Origin of the sequence: Asaccharospora irregularis DSM 2635, from assembly GCF_900129815.1 — a bacterium.
GTDB lineage: Bacteria > Bacillota > Clostridia > Peptostreptococcales > Peptostreptococcaceae > Asaccharospora > Asaccharospora irregularis.
The window spans coordinates 1-16,028 of the sequence record NZ_FQWX01000029.1 but is presented as its reverse complement, the minus strand read 5'-3'; the positions used below and the strand labels follow the sequence as shown (position 1 = coordinate 16,028).

Here is a 16,028-nt window from a genome sequence, read left to right as displayed (position 1 = left end):
ATTTATATTATACATATTATATTAGAAAGAGAGTTGCCCCTTTACTCCAAGGCAACTCTCTATTTATATTTATTAATCATTTCCTGTTCTTTTAGCTATAACCTGTTGAGCAATATTAACTGCATGATCTGATACTCTTTCTAAGTTGCTCACTATATCTAAATAAATAACTCCATTGTCTATGCTACATGAATTATTATTTAATCTATGCATATGATTAGCTCTACAAGATTTTTCCATTATATCTACTTGTTCTTCCATTTTTATAACCTTACAAGCTAAATCTACATCGTCTGTTCTCATAGCTTCTAAAGCATATGTATATGTAGATATTACCTTATTGTACATATCTTCAAGTTCTGCCTTTCCTTGAGCAGAAAATACTATATCTGTATCCAAGGCTGTCTGAACTAATTCTGCTATATTCTTAGCATGATCTCCTACTCTTTCAATATCATTGACAGTGTTAAACAACACGTCTACTACTTCTCTAGAATCTTCATCTAAAGACGTTTTTGATAAGTCTAGTAAGTAATGCAATATGCTTTTTTGCAGTTCATTTATAAGTCTTTCTCTTCTAAATGTTTTTTCTATCTTTGCACTTGAATGTTCAAATATACCTTCCATGGCTGCTTTTAAACTTTCTTTAGCTTTATCACCCATTCTTAGGGTTTCTTTAACTGTATTAACTAGTGCTATTGAAGGTGTCTCTAACATTCTGGCATCTATATATTTGATAATCTTTGTTTCTTCTTCTTCTAAATCATTTTCCTTGTCTGGAACTAATTTAATTGCAAGTTTTATTATATACTTAGTAAATGGTAATAAAATAATTACTGATATAACATTAAATAGTGTATGAGTATTTGCAATTTGTCTTGCTACGTTTCCAGGATTCATTGATGTAACTAAACTTACAACTGGTTTATTTAATACTATTAAGAATATAACTGTACCTAACACATTGAATATTAAGTGCATCATAGCAGCTCTTCTAGCATTTCTACTTGCACCTATACTAGATATAAGTGATGTTACACATGTACCTATATTTTGTCCATATAATATAGGTAGCGCCGCATTTAAAGGTATTAACCCTTGAGATGCCAATGCAAGTAACATACCCATAGAAGCACTCGAACTTTGTACAATAGCTGTTATACCAAATCCTAGTAAAAGCCCTAATAGTGGGTAATTACCAAATGTAACCAATAAGTCTGTAAAACCTTTATATTCTTGTAATGGTTCCACTGCATTTTTCATAAAATCCATACCTGTAAATAATATACCAAATCCTATAAGTATCTCTGCCATATTCTTTATCTTAGGTTTGTTTCCAAATAAATAAAGTATAATACCTACTCCTATTGCTACTGGAGCCATTCCATTTAAATCAAATGATACCAGCTGAGCTGTCATTGTGGTTCCTATATTGGCACCCATTATAACTCCCATGGCTTGTGTTAAGCTCATAATTCCTGCATTTACGAACCCTACAACCATAACTGTAGTTGCACTTGAACTTTGTATAACTGCTGTAACTCCTGTTCCAACTAAAACTCCCATAAGTAAATTACTCGTCAAAAGTTCTATTATTTTCTTTAATTTAGTTCCTGCTGACTTTTGTAGGCCTTCTGCCATAAGGTTCATTCCATATAGGAACAATCCCAGACCTCCCATAAGACTTATCACAATCTCCACTTTATTTCCTCCTTAAGAGATAATTATGCTTGTCGCTAAAAATTCAAACCTTCTTTATTTTATCAAATTAATGTTAAATTTAGTGTTAAATATACGTTAAAATTAGTTAGAAATCATTAGAATATTTTTCTATTATTCTTTCAGCACATTTTATCCCATCCACTGCAGCCGTTACTATACCTCCAGCGTAGCCTGCTCCCTCTCCACAAGGATATAGGTTTTTAGTGTTTATAGATTGTAAAGTTTTTTCGTCTCTCACTATTCTTATTGGAGCTGAGGATCTAGTCTCAACACCTGTTAGCAGGGCATCATATCTAGCAAAACCATTTAATTTTTTATCTAAAGATAGAAGTGCTTCTTTCATGGTGCTAGTTACAAACTCTGGTAAACACTCTCTTAAATCTGTAAGTTTATATCCAGGTTTGTACGAAGGTTCTACATCCCCTATTGTATTAGAAGCTTTATCGCTTAGGAAATCCCCCACCAATTGTACAGGTGCGTCATAATTTTCACCGCCTAAACTAAAAGCCATTTTTTCATACTTTTCTTGGAACTCTATTCCTGACAATGGATGATCGCTTCCAAAATCTTCAGGAAGTACATTTACTAAAAATGCACTGTTGGCATTTACTTCGTCTCTGGCATGCTGACTCATTCCGTTTGTCACCACTTCAAATTCATTTGATGCTGAGGCTATTACACTTCCTCCAGGGCACATACAAAAAGTGTATGCTGTTCTATCATTAGATGTATGTTCTATAAGCCTATAGTCTGCTGCTCCTAGCCTTGGGTGATTATAAAATTTCTTGTATTGTGTTTTATTTATTAACTCTTGAGGATGTTCTATTCTTGCTCCTATTGCAAAGGGCTTTTGAATAATTCTAACTCCCCTTTTATAAAGCATCCTATAGGTATCTCTTGCACTGTGACCAATAGCCAAAATAATCACTTCACAGTCTATACTTTCATCTTCATTTATGGTTATTGATTTTACTTTATTATTATCTATTGTTATATCCGTAACCTTGGAGTCAAACCTAACTTCTCCTCCAAGTCTAACTATTTCATTTCTTATATTTTTAACGACTCCCTTTAATATATCCGTGCCTACATGCGGTTTATATGAGTATAGTATTTCGTCTGGTGCACCGAAGTTTACAAATTCATCTAAAACTTTTCTACACCTTATATCTTTTATTCTAGTTGTAAGTTTTCCATCAGAAAATGTACCTGCACCACCTTCACCAAACTGTACATTTGAATTGTTTTTAATTTTTCTATTATTCCAAAAATCTTTTATATCATTGGTTCTGTTGTCTACATCTAATCCTCTTTCCAATAAAATTGGGCTGTATCCCTTCTGGGCTAAAACTAATGCAGCAAACAACCCTGCTGGACCGCTCCCTATTATTACAGGTCTATGATTTAGCTTTTCACTTCCAATATTGACTCCTATATATTTTGTTTCATTAACCTTTACAACATCTTTTAAGTGCTTATTTAATAACTTGTCTTCATTGCGTACTTCTATATCTACTGTGTATACAAAGTCTATTTTGCCTCTCTTTCTAGCATCTATAGACTCTTTGTATATAGTGTATTTTATCAATTCATTTTCCTTAATTTTTAACTTTCTAAGTATTATATCCTTTACTTTTGATATATCTTCGTCAATTGATAGCTTTATATTAGATACTCTTAACATCATTTTTTCCTTTCTTAATTTATTATTTATGTCATTTTGAAAAATTATACTTATATAATCACGAAAAGCTAGGATATCCCCCTAGCTTTCTATAAATGAAATATGTATATTTTCTTTTTCTAAATTTTCTATCCAAATCTCTTCTAATATGAAGTCTTTTATTTCTTCTAATATAGATATCTTATCTAAATTTTGATTTAGATTTTTGATCAAGGCCAATACTTCTACTGATCTATTGAGCCTTTGTACATATACATCTTCTATATCTATGGGAATCACTTTTAGTTCACATACAAATAGGTCTTTATTCCCTAAGTCTATCTCATCCTCATACTTATATACATTAAATTCAAATATATTTTTGTATGGTGTTATATTTTCAATTCCTACTAAATTCATAAATTAATTCCTTTTTGTTATAAGGCCTCTTATGACCTTCATATTATTAAATACTTTTTCCAAGAAGTTTTCTGCTTCTTCATTGTCTAAAAGAGCTATTTGTAAATCTTCACCTTCTGATATATTTTTAGATTTACAGTACTCTTTAGCTAAATCTATTAATTCATTTTTCTCATCATCAGATAAGTTAAATTCCTTGTAATCTATTATTATGTACTGCTTGGTATTTAAAGAAGCTCCTTGGTTATATCCTATTTCTATATGATAAATAACTGCGTATAAGTTATTTGCATTTTCCTCCCCCTTGTATACAGGTACTGCTGGGTTAGACTTTATAAAATTTGTTGATACTGCTATTGAATTTCCTAAACTAAGACTCATTAAGATCCCTCTTTCTGTATATTATATATTTACTATTTTATACATTATTTGTTTATATTAAAACCTTTTTTGATAATTTAGGCAATTAAAATATTTTAAAACCCAAAATAAGCTGTTTCAAAACCAAACTTTGTATAAATCTGCATTAGTCCTAATATGTTTTTAGTATAACTTATCTCCTAAGACTTTTGCTAGATTTTAAGTCAAAATTTTTAGATTTTGAAACAGCTCTATGTACTTATTATAAACTTTTAAATTCTTTATATACCTATATAACCCTTTAATATAAATAATTCCCTTATTAACATAATTTTAAGTCTTTGTATCTTTTTCCTAATGTACTAGGACTTATATCATACTTTTTAGATATTTGCGCCTGTGTAACTGACTTACCATTAGATTTTTTAATATGGTATTCTATTGCAGCAGCCCATCCATTTTCAGAGCCCTTTAACTCTCCATGAACATTTTTATATTCATTCCAAAACTCTAGGCACTTATCTATATCTTCTTCATCTGTGTTTTGTCTAAGAGCAGAAGATACTTTGCATTCATCTTTATCCTCTGATAAATTATATTTTTTAGCTTTTTCTTCTTTTGTCTCTTTTTGTTTTTTAAGATAATCTGATATAGCCGGATCTAGCAATTGTTGCATATATTTGTATAATATATGAGTATGATGGATTAAGAACGTTTTTATATCTTTGTATAAATCCTCATATTGTTTGAATAAATTCATTATTTCATTTACTATAACATCCTTAACTTCTTTTGATATACTTATAGTTATATCTATTAATAAATTAGTATCTTCAACAGATACAACCCTAGATATCATACAATCTCCAACCTTAAAGTCTTTTAAAAGCTTTACATCTTCTGTTAGAACTTCTTTTCCTGTTAAACAGTCCTCTAATAAAACATTTCCTGTTGAAACTTCTTTAACTTGATATACACTAACATATGATTCAAATAAGCTTCTTAATATATCAACTTCAAGTTGGTTTAAACTATCTCTTTTTTCCTCAAAAAATTCAACAGTCATTACCTTCTTGTTCTCCATTATATGGTCCTGTATGAAATAAGTATTGAAAAATCTTTCAAACTTTTTATTTATTTCTTCATCATCCATTATGTAAAACATTTCTTGAGCCTTTTCGTACTCTTCTTTGAATTTATCTAGTCTTGAATAATCGTATAATTTTGTCCATAAATCAGAATATTGGTTTTGTGAAAGCACAATTTTTCTACATGCTCTCTCTACTACTGTATCTTTATTTAAACAACACTTTTTATATTTTTTGCCACTTCCACAAGGGCATAATTCATTTCTCCCTAACAATGTAGCTTTCACTCCTTTATTTTTTAAATTAAAGTACAGTGTATTATTATAGCATTTTTTTATAAATCATTCTATATTTATAATGTTATTTAGTACTATTTTTATACACATGTACATTTTTGTATTATTATAAGACTTCGATTAGTTTATATTCTAGTCCTTTATTCCTAATCAATTATCGTAATACTAATTGCCCTATTATAATATATTAATTGATAGCATTTCCATTTTTTATATATATTTCTAGATAAAATTTTAAATACTGACATCTATTTATTACATTAATAATAATTCATAAAAAAAATAAAGGATGCCCTTTATATAAAAAGAGTCATCCCTATTTTTCACTTATAAAATCATTTATTTATTTTACCAATTAACTACTTATTCATCAATTTATGCACTTGTTTTAAGTATTTTACCTATATTTCTATCGGTCTTAATTGAACCTACTTTTTCTTCAGTAGAGTTTGAATTTTGTTTTGGATAAAAAACTTTTTCACCCACTAACACCTTCACATCTTTACTTTCAGCTCCTGATACACTAACACTAAAATTTCCCTCTTCACTTTGAGGGCTTGGTATAGATGCCAAGTATCCACCATCTTTTAAATTTTTTAACACATCAGCACTATTTATATTTTCACTTTTTAAATTACCATCGTTTATCGCCATATACGTCGCAATTGCTATATTAGATGCATTTGTATAATCAGCATTTTCTCTTGCTTTTTTTTGAACCTCTCCATATTGTACTATAGCAATGCTTGATAGTATGCCTAATAACGCAACCACTATAACCATTTCTATTAATGTAAATCCTTTTTGTACTCTTATATTTTTCATAATTAAATTCTCTCCTTATTATATAGCTGAGACTACGCTAAACATAGGTACTACCATAGCTATGATACAAACTCCTACTATTACTCCCATGATTACTATTATCACAGGCTCTATGAGCTTTACAATCTTATCCATAGTATTATCTAATTCACTTTCATAGAACTTATTTATCGTAGCCAAGCTTAAATCTAATTTCCCACTTTCTTCCCCAATATTTATCATTTCTATAAATAAGCTCGGAAAAACGTCGGCTAAAACTAAAGAAGAGCCTATACTATTTCCTTGTTTTATATTTTCGTTTGATTTTTCTAGCTTTTTATAAATAAAACTATTATCTATTATTCTAGCTGATATATCTAGTGCATCTATTATTTGTATACCGCTGTGCAATAATAATTGAAGTGATCTAGAAAATCTAGTTGTAACTATTAACCTTATTACATCCTTTAAAATAGGAAGTTTTAGGCTTATCAAACTTATAAATTGCTTTAATTTATTGCTAGTTTTTATATAATAAACTAACACCAATATCAGTATCCCCGCACTTCCTATAATATATGGAAAATACCTTCTAACTAATATTGATATATTTATTACTATTTTAGTTATAATAGGTGGGTTAACCCCATTACTTTCAAAAACCATCTGAAAATTAGGTATAACAAACATCAACATAAATGTGGTCGATATCGTACATAATATTAAGAGTATAGATGGATATATCAACGCATTTATTGTTTTTGACCTTAACTTATACTCCTTGTCATAGTACCTAGATAAATCATCCATGACCCTATCTAAATTTCCGCTTATTTCTCCTGCTCTTACCATACTTACAAAAAATTGTGAAAATGACTGTGTGAATTGAAATGATGTTGCTATAGAATTTCCATTTTGGATGTGATTATATATTTTTGCTATTACCTTTCCTACACTTTTACTTGATTGTTGTCCTAATATGCTAAGAATTTTAGTTATCTCGCACCCTGACTCCAACAATATGCCCATTTTTTTGCATAACAATGTTATATCTTTGTACCTTATCTTATCTCTGGATTCTAACCTTATCCTTACAGTTTTTTTGCGTTTATTTTCATGACAAGCTGGACTATTTTCCATATAATCCTAAATAAAACTATTAACCATAGTACATTCTTCTACTGTGGTTATTTTTCTTTTTATAATATCTTTACAGCTATCCTCGAATGTTATCATTCCATTTTTTATAGCTGTATCCCTTATACATTTAGAATCCATATTATCTTTTATACAATTTCTAACATCATCATCAATCTCTAAAATTTCATATATTGCTGTCCTTCCTATGTATCCTTGTCCTCCGCACTTTTTGCAACCAGTGGCTACTCTAGTGCTTATATTTTGGCCTTGATTATCTTGTATTGTAATATCATGTGAACAATCCTGGCATAACTTTTTAACTAGTCTTTGAGATATTACTCCTACCACCGACGCATTAATTAAATATGGTTTTATTTCCATATCTATAAGCCTAGTTATAGATGATACTGCATCATTTGTATGTAGAGTACTTATTACCAAATGACCTGTTATCGCCGCTCTTACTGCTATTTTGGCTGTTTCTAGGTCTCTTATTTCTCCTATCATTATAATATCTGGGTCTTGTCTTAATATAGACCTAAGACCTACATCAAATGTTAGACCTATTCTATTGTTAACTTCAATTTGATTTATCCCATCTATTTTATATTCAACTGGATTTTCTATAGTCATTATGTTCTTGCTTTTTTCCCTCAAACCGTTCAATATAGAGTAAACGGTTGTAGTTTTTCCACTTCCTGTAGGCCCAGTAACCAGTAAAATTCCCGATTTTCTATTAATAATTCTATCTACTATACTTATGGCCTTTTCTGAAAATCCTATTTCCTTTTTGCTCCTCAAAAACGATCCTAAATTTAATACTCTAAGTACTATTTTTTCTCCATATATAGTCAGTATTGTTGATACACGAATATCTACTAGATTATCAACATATTTCATATGAATTCTACCATCTTGAGGTAGCCTTTTCTCAGTAATATCCATCAATGCTCTCAACTTAATTAACGTCGATAATGAAGGGTATAATGAAATTTGAAATTTTGATAACTCTTTCAATTCTCCATCTACTCTTATCCTGATAATTAGATACTCTTCAAACGGCTCTATGTGTATATCACTCGCGCCTTCTTTAAGAGCAATGTCTAATACTTCATCTAATACCCTTTTTGCGTAATTATCATCTACCTTTCCATTTTCAAGGTAATTTTCATTTGTTCCTATACTGATACCTTTATCAACATTTTTATTAATATTTCTGTTAATATTTTTATCAGTATCTTTACCGACTTCTTTGCCATCTAGTCCTGAAATAGTCGCAGCTTGGCTAATAATATCACTCACTTTCTAAGTACTTTAATTCATTAGGCATTTTTACTTTTCCCATATCTATATTTTCCTGCGCTTTTGTAGTCACATTTAGAGGGTAGTTTTGTTTTATTCCATTTAAATATCCATTTTCTTCTTTTATATAGTTAGATAGCTGCCTTGTCTGTCCTATACATTCAATTTTATAAGGAGGTGCTATGGATACTGAACCAATGTTTATATGGTTACCTGCCAATACAATCTGAGAGTATTGGTTTATCCTCTCATTATTTATAGAAATATGTTCTCCTCCGTTTCTTCTAAGGTCATTTACTATATTTATAAGTACTTTATTATTATCAATAATATCTGCTATATTTCCTATACTATCATCTATTGCATCTATATTTACTACTACTCCATCGCCTCTTATATCCGTATATGCTAGATTTTCTTTTAGACTTTCTAGCTTACTATATTCTTCTTTTATTTCTACTTTTTTAAGGTTATTTTTTAAGTCTTTAGATTCTTCCTGCAAAATTTCTTTTTCCTTTAGCAAATTTTTTATGGATTTTTTGGAAGCTCTTATCTCTCTCTTTATTAAACTATCCTTGTATGTATGTTGAATATCTCTATCATTATAATCTCTAAGTACAGTTCCTACTAGGATGCCTAAAATAGTACTCGCTAGTATTATGAACATATAATTTTTTTTCATACAATTATTGCTCCTTATATTTTCAATTTTTTCCATGTTAAATATATTTTTAAATCAAGTATAACTTTTATTATCTACTAACTATTCATAGTGCTAACTATTATTATAACAACTATTATTATAATTATAGTATCCTAATTATAATTATATCAATGATACCATTTATTTATATAATTTTATTTATATAGTAAAAAATATTCAATATAATAAATTAATCTTTTTTTAGATTTATTTTATGTACAACCCTAGTTATAGTTTATGCTGCATAGTATTAATTTATTGCTTTATTTATTAAAATAAATACAATTTCTTATGCATTATAAAAAGAGCGATGGATTAATACATTCCATCACTCTTTTCTACTGCTCTATAAAACATTTAAGTAGTTTATCTACACGCTCTCATACTTTGATATTTTATTTACTAATTCATCTTTTAATTGTTCTACCTCTTCGAATCTCATGTTAGGGATATAGTAGTTTTCTACAATATCATGCTTTGCTTTTGCCTTCTTTATATTTAAAATTGCATAGTTTATTAACTCATCTAAAAGTTTCTTATCAAAACATAACTCTTCATTATATGCAAAAATACTTTCTTCATTTATATATTGATTGAAATCTATTATATTATTTTCATTAAAATTACTACTAGTTGTAATCCCTATTTTTAAATCTTCTATAAATATGGTTTCTATTTTCTCAGGTACAAGTGGATAGTGGTATATTTCTACCTTCATACCTTTTTGTATTGCCCTTTGCGATACCCTTTTTAGGAATGTAGTCTTTCCTGTTCCTATTTCCCCTTTTAAATGATATATTTTCTCAGCATCTCTTAAAATGCTACTTGTATAGTCCACATGACCCATTGGAGTTATAGCCGATCCAAATAAATGTCTTTCCTTTTTATAGTTACCAACAGTTTGTGTTCCTTTGAATAATTCTTCTATAAAATTTTCTGTAAATAGGTTTATACCACCAAAATCCATACTACTTGTATATTTTTCTTCTATATCTCGATATATAGGCTCTGCGGATTTTAGAAATTTAAACGCTCTTTGGAAACTATTTGAAATATCTTTGTTAGTACTCAATATCTTTTCTTTATTTTCTTCTATGCCTTTTGAATCCCAAAAATCCCCTAAGTTTACAATTTCATCTACAGCGCCCGGTGTTTTAGGATCCACTATATGTGGGGCAGTTGCATCCAACAAAACTACTCCTAATTCCTTTATTACTATTGCATCTAATGAACTAGGATCTGATGTACAGTGGTGTAATTCTAAGTCATAATCTTTTTCTAGAAATTCCTTAGCTATCTTCTTCATCAATGACGATTTCCCAACACCAGGTCCACCCTTTAAACAAAAAATTCTATTGACATTTTCAGGTATTATATAATCAAAAAAAGAATAAAATCCTTGTGATGTGTTGCCTCCTGGAAATAAATTTCTTAATTTTCCCTCCATATGAACCCTCCTAATATTTTATCTCTATTTTAATAAGATATTAATCGACCCTTGAAATTGTTACCCTATGAGTAAGATACACTTAACTCTATATATAAATATAACAAAAACCTTCTATCTAAAACCTTTAAAGTGATAATTTTTTTGAAATACATATACGAAAATTATATTTATAAACAGTCTGAAAATGGATATAATTTCCTATGCATTATAAAAAGAAGTGCCTATTAAAATCAAGTGGACACTTCTTTTATTATATGCAAATTTATATATATTATAATTTAATATTAATCTACAGTTATCTCATATCCATGGCTATTATACTGTGCTACAATATGCTCCCATAGATCCTCAACTCCTGTTTTCTTTGATGAAGACACAGGTATGATTTTTTCATCTGCTTCTAATTGTAATTTCTTTCTTATTATACTTATATGTTTTTGGTATTGACCCCTTGATATCTTGTCTGCTTTAGTAGCTATAACTGTACAGTCATATCCAAAATGCTTTATCCATTCATACATAAGCTTATCATCTGCAGTGGGTTCATGCCTAATGTCAACAAGTAAGAAGATAGCACATAATTCTTCTCTAGCCTCTAGATACCTTTCCATTATAACTCCCCACTTATCCTTTTCAGACTTAGATATTTTTGCATATCCGTATCCTGGAAGGTCTACAAAGTAAAACTCCTTGTTTATAAGATAGAAATTTATTGTTCTAGTCTTACCTGGTGTCTGACTAGTTCTAGCAAAATTTCTTCTATTTAGCAATGCATTTACTATTGATGATTTTCCTACATTAGATCTACCAACCAAAGCTATCTCAGGCATACCTTCCGATGGATATTGAGATTTATTTATTGCACTTACTACTATTTCTGAACTTCTAATTTTCATTATCTTCACCCACCTTTAACAGGGCATGTTCTAACACTTCATCCATACTATCTACAAGTACAAATTCCATAGTTGATTTTACATTCTCAGGTATATCATCAAGATATACTTCACATTCTCTAGGAAGTAATACTTTAGTTATACCAGCTCTATGAGCGGCTAATAATTTTTCTCTAACCCCTCCAACAGCTAAAACTTTCCCTCTAAGAGTTATCTCTCCTGTCATAGCTATATTGTTTGGGACTGGTCTATTTGTAAGCGCTGATATAACAGCTAAAGCCATTGTAATTCCTGCTGATGGCCCATCTTTAGGAACAGCACCCTCTGGAATATGTATGTGTATGTCTTTGTTTTGATAAAAATCAGGATCTATATCAAATTGATCTGCAACTGATCTTATATATGATATAGCAGTTCTAGCAGATTCCTTCATAACATCTCCTAGTTTTCCTGTTAAAACAACTTGTCCTTTTCCTTTTAAAATATTTACTTCTACATTAAGAGTTTCCCCTCCAACTGAAGTCCATGCTAAACCAGTAACTATACCAACTTCAGGTTTGTTACCAATTGCACTATGTCTATATACATCCTTGCCAAGATATTCTTCTAAATCATCTTGAGTTATTATAAACTCTTCTATTGATGGATCTTCTACATATTTTCTCGCAACTTTTCTGCATATCTTACCTAGGGTTCTTTCTAAAGTTCTTACTCCTGCTTCCCTAGTGTATTTATCTATTATATCTTTTATAGTTTCATCATCCATCTTTATAAAGTCTTCTTTTAAAGCATGTTCCTTTATTTGCTTAGGTAAAAGATGGTTCTTAGCTATGTTTAATTTTTCTTCTACTATATATCCAGAAACGTCTATTATCTCCATTCTATCTAACAACGGTCTAGGTATATTTCCTAAACTATTTGCAGTAGTTACAAATAATATTTTAGACAAATCAAATGGTATTTCTAAATAGTGATCTACGAAATCTTTGTTTTGTTCTGGATCTAAAACCTCTAACATTGCAGAAGTAGGGTCTCCCTTATAGTCAGAAGACATTTTGTCTATCTCATCTAATAAAAATACAGGGTTTTTTGTTTCTGCTTCTTTTAATCCATTTATTATTCTTCCCGGCATAGATCCTACATAAGTTCTTCTATGTCCTCTTATTTCAGATTCATCTCTAACTCCACCTAGAGATATTCTTACGAATTTTCTACTTAGTGCACAAGCTATAGACTTTGCTATAGATGTCTTACCTACTCCAGGAGGCCCAACTAAGCATATAATAGGCCCTTTTAAAGACTTAGACAGCTTTCTTATTGCTAAGTACTCTAATATCCTCTCTTTGACCTTTTCAAGCCCATAGTGTTCCTTATCTAAAATTTCCTTTGCATTAACTATATCAATTTTATCTCTTGTTTCTTTATTCCATGGCAGTGAGAAAATTGTATCTAAATATCCCCTACTTACAGACACATCTGGAGAAACTGGAGATATTCTAGAGAATTTTTCTATTTCTTTAGATATCTTTTCTCTAGTTGCTTTTGGTATTTTTAATTTTCTAAGCTTTTCTCTATATTCATCAGCCTCAGAGTTTATATCCTCTTCGTCTCCTAATTCTTTTTGTATAGCTTTTAGCTGTTCTCTAAGGTAATACTCTTTTTGAACCTTGTTCATTTGTTTTTTTACTCTTAGAGTTATTTTCTTTTCTATTTTTAATATATCTATTTCGTCCAGTAATATTGTGTATATAAGCTCTAGTCTTTTCTTTATATCAAACTCTTCTAGTATTTCTTGCTTTTGATTAGACTTCAAATAAATATTGGCCGCTATTGTGTCTATGAAACGATCTACATTCTCCATATCAGATAATGATATAAGTATTTCTGGCGAAACTCTATTGCCTATATTTATGTACTCTTCAAATGCATCAAAAACATTTCTAACAAAGGCTTCTATTTCAACATCAGAGTTCATATCATCATCATCAAAAACAACTTCTTCAACTATTGATCTAAAATACCCGTCTTCTTTATCTATACTCTTAACCTTACCTCTAGCAACACCTTCAACTAAAACTCTGACTGTATCCCCTGGTAACTTTATCATTTGCTTAACTTTACAAATTGTTCCAACATGGTAGAAATCCTCTTCTTCTGGTTCATCAACCTCAGCTTCCTTTTGAGATGTCAAAAATACTAATTCTTCTTGTAACATAGCCTCATCTAAAGCTTTTAATGAAATAGGTCTACCTATATCGAAATTCAATATCATATACGGAAATATTGTTAATCCTCTAAGAGGTATTAACGGTAACTCATGCTCTACTGTAGTATATTTCTCTTCCATTCACATCACTCCTTAAAGTGCTAGATTTTATCGCTTTTTATATTATATATTTAGAAATACTAATTTTCAACACTATTGAATACTTCTCATCACATTCCAGTCTTATTTTATAACACATGAGAAATTATATTCCTTATTTAAAGCATAATTTTGATGTACGACCTACAAAACGCATACTTTAAAACATTTAATGAAATTTTTTTACTGTGTTATAATATTTATATAACTACAATCATATATTAGTTATGATAATTATTAGTTATGATAATTTTTTTGGAGGAGCATCATAATGTTTAAGTTATTTGTAACGTTTTTAAAAATTGGTGCATTCACCTTTGGTGGTGGTTATGCCATGGTACCGCTTATTCAAGATGAACTAGTAAATAAACAAAACCTTCTTACACAAGAAGAATTTATAGATTATCTATCTATAGCTCAAAGTTATCCAGGGGTTCTTGCCGTTAATATATCTATCTTATTAGGGTATCGACTTTATAAGATTCCCGGGGTATTTATATGTACACTTGGTTCCGCACTGCCATCATTTTTTATTGTGCTGACTCTATCATACTTTTATTTTAAAAATACATCATCTAAGATTCTAGATGGTTTCTTCAGAGGAGTCAACCCTGTTGTAATAGCTCTTATATTATATTCTTTCACAAATATGCTTTCTAAGTTAGAAAAGTCTAAAAGAAACATATTTTTGTTAATAGCATCGGTTGTATGCGTAGGTATATTTAATATAAGCCCTATTTACCTAATAATTGCAGGAGGTGTTTATAGCTTATGTCAAAAATAATTCTTCTCTTCCTAATATTTCTGAAAATAGGAGCATTTAGCTTTGGTGGAGGCTATGCAATGCTTCCATTTATACAACAGGAATTTATACATAATTATAAATTCATATCTAGCCAAGAATTTTTAGATCTAATTGCCTTGTCCCAGTCTACTCCGGGCCCTATAGCAATAAATACAGCGACTTTTGTTGGATTTAAAACTGCTGGATTTTTTGGTTCTTTGGCATCAACTGTTGGTGTAATAGTTTTTGCACTAGTTGGACTAACTATTATATCAAAATTATTTGATAAATTCAAAGATAATAGTAAAATAGAAAAACTTCTTTCTGTTCTACGTCCAATCACTCTAGGATTTATTCTAGCAGCTGCAATAACATCTATAAAAGAAATTTCTTGGGATCTATATGCTATTATTGCATTTATAACATCCTTTTATCTTTTACAAACAAAAAAACTTGGATCTATAAGTATAGTATTCGTTTACGGATTAATAGGAATTTTTCTATCTTTTGTATAATTGTAAATTTCTTAGTAGATACCTTCATATACTTATATGATAATCTAAAACTATTTAATTTGTAACTATTATGCATTAAATATACCCTAAACAGGATTATATTTAACATTTTATAATATTAAAGTAGAAACAATTAGATCAATTTAAATAATTAAAAAAGGAGCCTGAAGCTCCTTTTTTAATTATTGGCTCTTTGTCAAATAACGTTGATGAAGTCAATATTTAATTTTTAAAGGCAGCATCTAATACAGTTTTCATGTATAGATGCTGTTTTTAAATTACTTGTATTTTTTCTCTTAGTAATACTCTTAATCTTAAATTTTTAAAACTTCTAAATCCAAAGGATACTCTTTTGAGTACTTTAATGGTATTATTCTTACCCTCAACTCTAGCATTTGTATATTTTGTAATTAGTGCATTTAATACGTACTGTTTTTTATCCTTCAAAGATTTAAGGCTTGTTCTAAAGCATGAAGGACAGTCTTTTAAATCCTTTGATAGCATTTCTGAAATCATTTTT

15 protein-coding genes are annotated in these 16,028 nt (G+C 29.5%); 2 read left to right on the top strand and 13 right to left on the bottom strand.

The features are described from left to right. Positions 1 to 72: 72 nt before the first annotated feature. The 12 genes from BUB34_RS10010 to lon form a co-directional block, all read right to left on the bottom strand. A complete protein-coding gene (locus tag BUB34_RS10010; protein WP_073126943.1) occupies positions 73 to 1,701 on the bottom strand; it encodes a Na/Pi cotransporter family protein in 1,629 nt (542 codons plus the stop codon). Positions 1,702 to 1,807: 106 nt separating this feature from the next. Continuing rightward, positions 1,808 to 3,406 carry an NAD(P)/FAD-dependent oxidoreductase gene (locus tag BUB34_RS10005; protein WP_073126941.1) on the bottom strand — a complete coding sequence of 533 codons (1,599 nt, stop codon included), beginning with the start codon at positions 3,404 to 3,406 and terminating at the stop codon, positions 1,808 to 1,810. 81 nt (positions 3,407 to 3,487) lie between these two features. Beyond that, the gene (locus BUB34_RS10000; protein ID WP_073126939.1) at positions 3,488 to 3,805 is read right to left on the bottom strand and encodes a hypothetical protein; all 318 of its coding nucleotides are present in this window, start codon (positions 3,803 to 3,805) and stop codon (positions 3,488 to 3,490) included. A 3-nt stretch (positions 3,806 to 3,808) separates the two neighbouring features. Then, the gene (locus BUB34_RS09995) at positions 3,809 to 4,186 is read right to left on the bottom strand and encodes a hypothetical protein (protein WP_073126937.1); all 378 of its coding nucleotides are present in this window, start codon (positions 4,184 to 4,186) and stop codon (positions 3,809 to 3,811) included. A gap of 301 nt (positions 4,187 to 4,487) precedes the next feature. Next, a complete protein-coding gene (locus tag BUB34_RS09990) occupies positions 4,488 to 5,528 on the bottom strand; it encodes a YecA family protein (protein WP_073126936.1) in 1,041 nt (346 codons plus the stop codon). Between the two features lie 396 nt (positions 5,529 to 5,924). After that, the gene (locus BUB34_RS09985; protein ID WP_073126934.1) at positions 5,925 to 6,374 is read right to left on the bottom strand and encodes a type IV pilin protein; all 450 of its coding nucleotides are present in this window, start codon (positions 6,372 to 6,374) and stop codon (positions 5,925 to 5,927) included. An 18-nt stretch (positions 6,375 to 6,392) separates the two neighbouring features. Continuing rightward, positions 6,393 to 7,493 (bottom strand): type II secretion system F family protein, encoded by a 1,101-nt coding sequence (locus BUB34_RS09980; RefSeq protein ID WP_084120355.1) that lies wholly within the window; start codon positions 7,491 to 7,493, stop codon positions 6,393 to 6,395. 6 nt (positions 7,494 to 7,499) lie between these two features. Then, a complete protein-coding gene (locus BUB34_RS09975; RefSeq protein WP_073126932.1) occupies positions 7,500 to 8,795 on the bottom strand; it encodes a GspE/PulE family protein in 1,296 nt (431 codons plus the stop codon). Next, positions 8,788 to 9,477, bottom strand: a complete 690-nt coding sequence (locus BUB34_RS09970) for a DUF881 domain-containing protein (RefSeq protein ID WP_073126930.1) — start codon at positions 9,475 to 9,477, stop codon at positions 8,788 to 8,790. The genes BUB34_RS09975 and BUB34_RS09970 overlap by 8 nt, the downstream gene beginning before the upstream one ends. Positions 9,478 to 9,868: 391 nt before the next feature. Beyond that, entirely contained in the window at positions 9,869 to 10,945 is a 1,077-nt protein-coding gene (locus BUB34_RS09965; protein WP_073126928.1) for a PRK06851 family protein, read from the bottom strand. Positions 10,946 to 11,232: 287 nt separating this feature from the next. Next, entirely contained in the window at positions 11,233 to 11,844 is a 612-nt protein-coding gene (gene yihA / locus BUB34_RS09960) for a ribosome biogenesis GTP-binding protein YihA/YsxC (protein WP_073126927.1), read from the bottom strand. Beyond that, complete coding sequence (gene lon, locus BUB34_RS09955) at positions 11,834 to 14,191, bottom strand: endopeptidase La (protein WP_073126925.1); 2,358 nt, start codon at positions 14,189 to 14,191, stop codon at positions 11,834 to 11,836. The genes yihA and lon overlap by 11 nt, the downstream gene beginning before the upstream one ends. 289 nt (positions 14,192 to 14,480) lie before the next feature. Between lon and BUB34_RS09950 the strand changes: the two genes are divergently transcribed. Continuing rightward, positions 14,481 to 14,993 carry a chromate transporter gene (locus BUB34_RS09950; RefSeq protein ID WP_073126922.1) on the top strand — a complete coding sequence of 171 codons (513 nt, stop codon included), beginning with the start codon at positions 14,481 to 14,483 and terminating at the stop codon, positions 14,991 to 14,993. Further along, the gene (locus BUB34_RS09945) at positions 14,981 to 15,508 is read left to right on the top strand and encodes a chromate transporter (protein WP_073126921.1); all 528 of its coding nucleotides are present in this window, start codon (positions 14,981 to 14,983) and stop codon (positions 15,506 to 15,508) included. Before BUB34_RS09950 ends, BUB34_RS09945 begins: the two co-directional genes overlap by 13 nt. Positions 15,509 to 15,781: 273 nt before the next feature. On the opposite strand, the gene BUB34_RS09940 is transcribed toward BUB34_RS09945, so the two are convergent. Continuing rightward, a partial coding sequence (locus BUB34_RS09940) for a transposase (protein WP_143153369.1) occupies positions 15,782 to 16,028 on the bottom strand: 247 nt, incomplete at its 5' end.

Coding starts and splice junctions, on each gene's coding strand:
- yihA (WP_073126927.1), bottom strand. CDS start 11,844: ATGAAAATTAGAAGTTCAGAAATAGTAGTAAGTGCAATAAATAAATCT.
- BUB34_RS09980 (WP_084120355.1), bottom strand. CDS start 7,493: ATGGAAAATAGTCCAGCTTGTCATGAAAATAAACGCAAAAAAACTGTA.
- BUB34_RS09950 (WP_073126922.1), top strand. CDS start 14,481: ATGTTTAAGTTATTTGTAACGTTTTTAAAAATTGGTGCATTCACCTTT.
- BUB34_RS09945 (WP_073126921.1), top strand. CDS start 14,981: ATGTCAAAAATAATTCTTCTCTTCCTAATATTTCTGAAAATAGGAGCA.
- BUB34_RS09965 (WP_073126928.1), bottom strand. CDS start 10,945: ATGGAGGGAAAATTAAGAAATTTATTTCCAGGAGGCAACACATCACAA.
- BUB34_RS09970 (WP_073126930.1), bottom strand. CDS start 9,477: ATGAAAAAAAATTATATGTTCATAATACTAGCGAGTACTATTTTAGGC.
- lon (WP_073126925.1), bottom strand. CDS start 14,191: ATGGAAGAGAAATATACTACAGTAGAGCATGAGTTACCGTTAATACCT.
- BUB34_RS10005 (WP_073126941.1), bottom strand. CDS start 3,406: ATGTTAAGAGTATCTAATATAAAGCTATCAATTGACGAAGATATATCA.
- BUB34_RS09995 (WP_073126937.1), bottom strand. CDS start 4,186: ATGAGTCTTAGTTTAGGAAATTCAATAGCAGTATCAACAAATTTTATA.
- BUB34_RS10000 (WP_073126939.1), bottom strand. CDS start 3,805: ATGAATTTAGTAGGAATTGAAAATATAACACCATACAAAAATATATTT.
- BUB34_RS09985 (WP_073126934.1), bottom strand. CDS start 6,374: ATGAAAAATATAAGAGTACAAAAAGGATTTACATTAATAGAAATGGTT.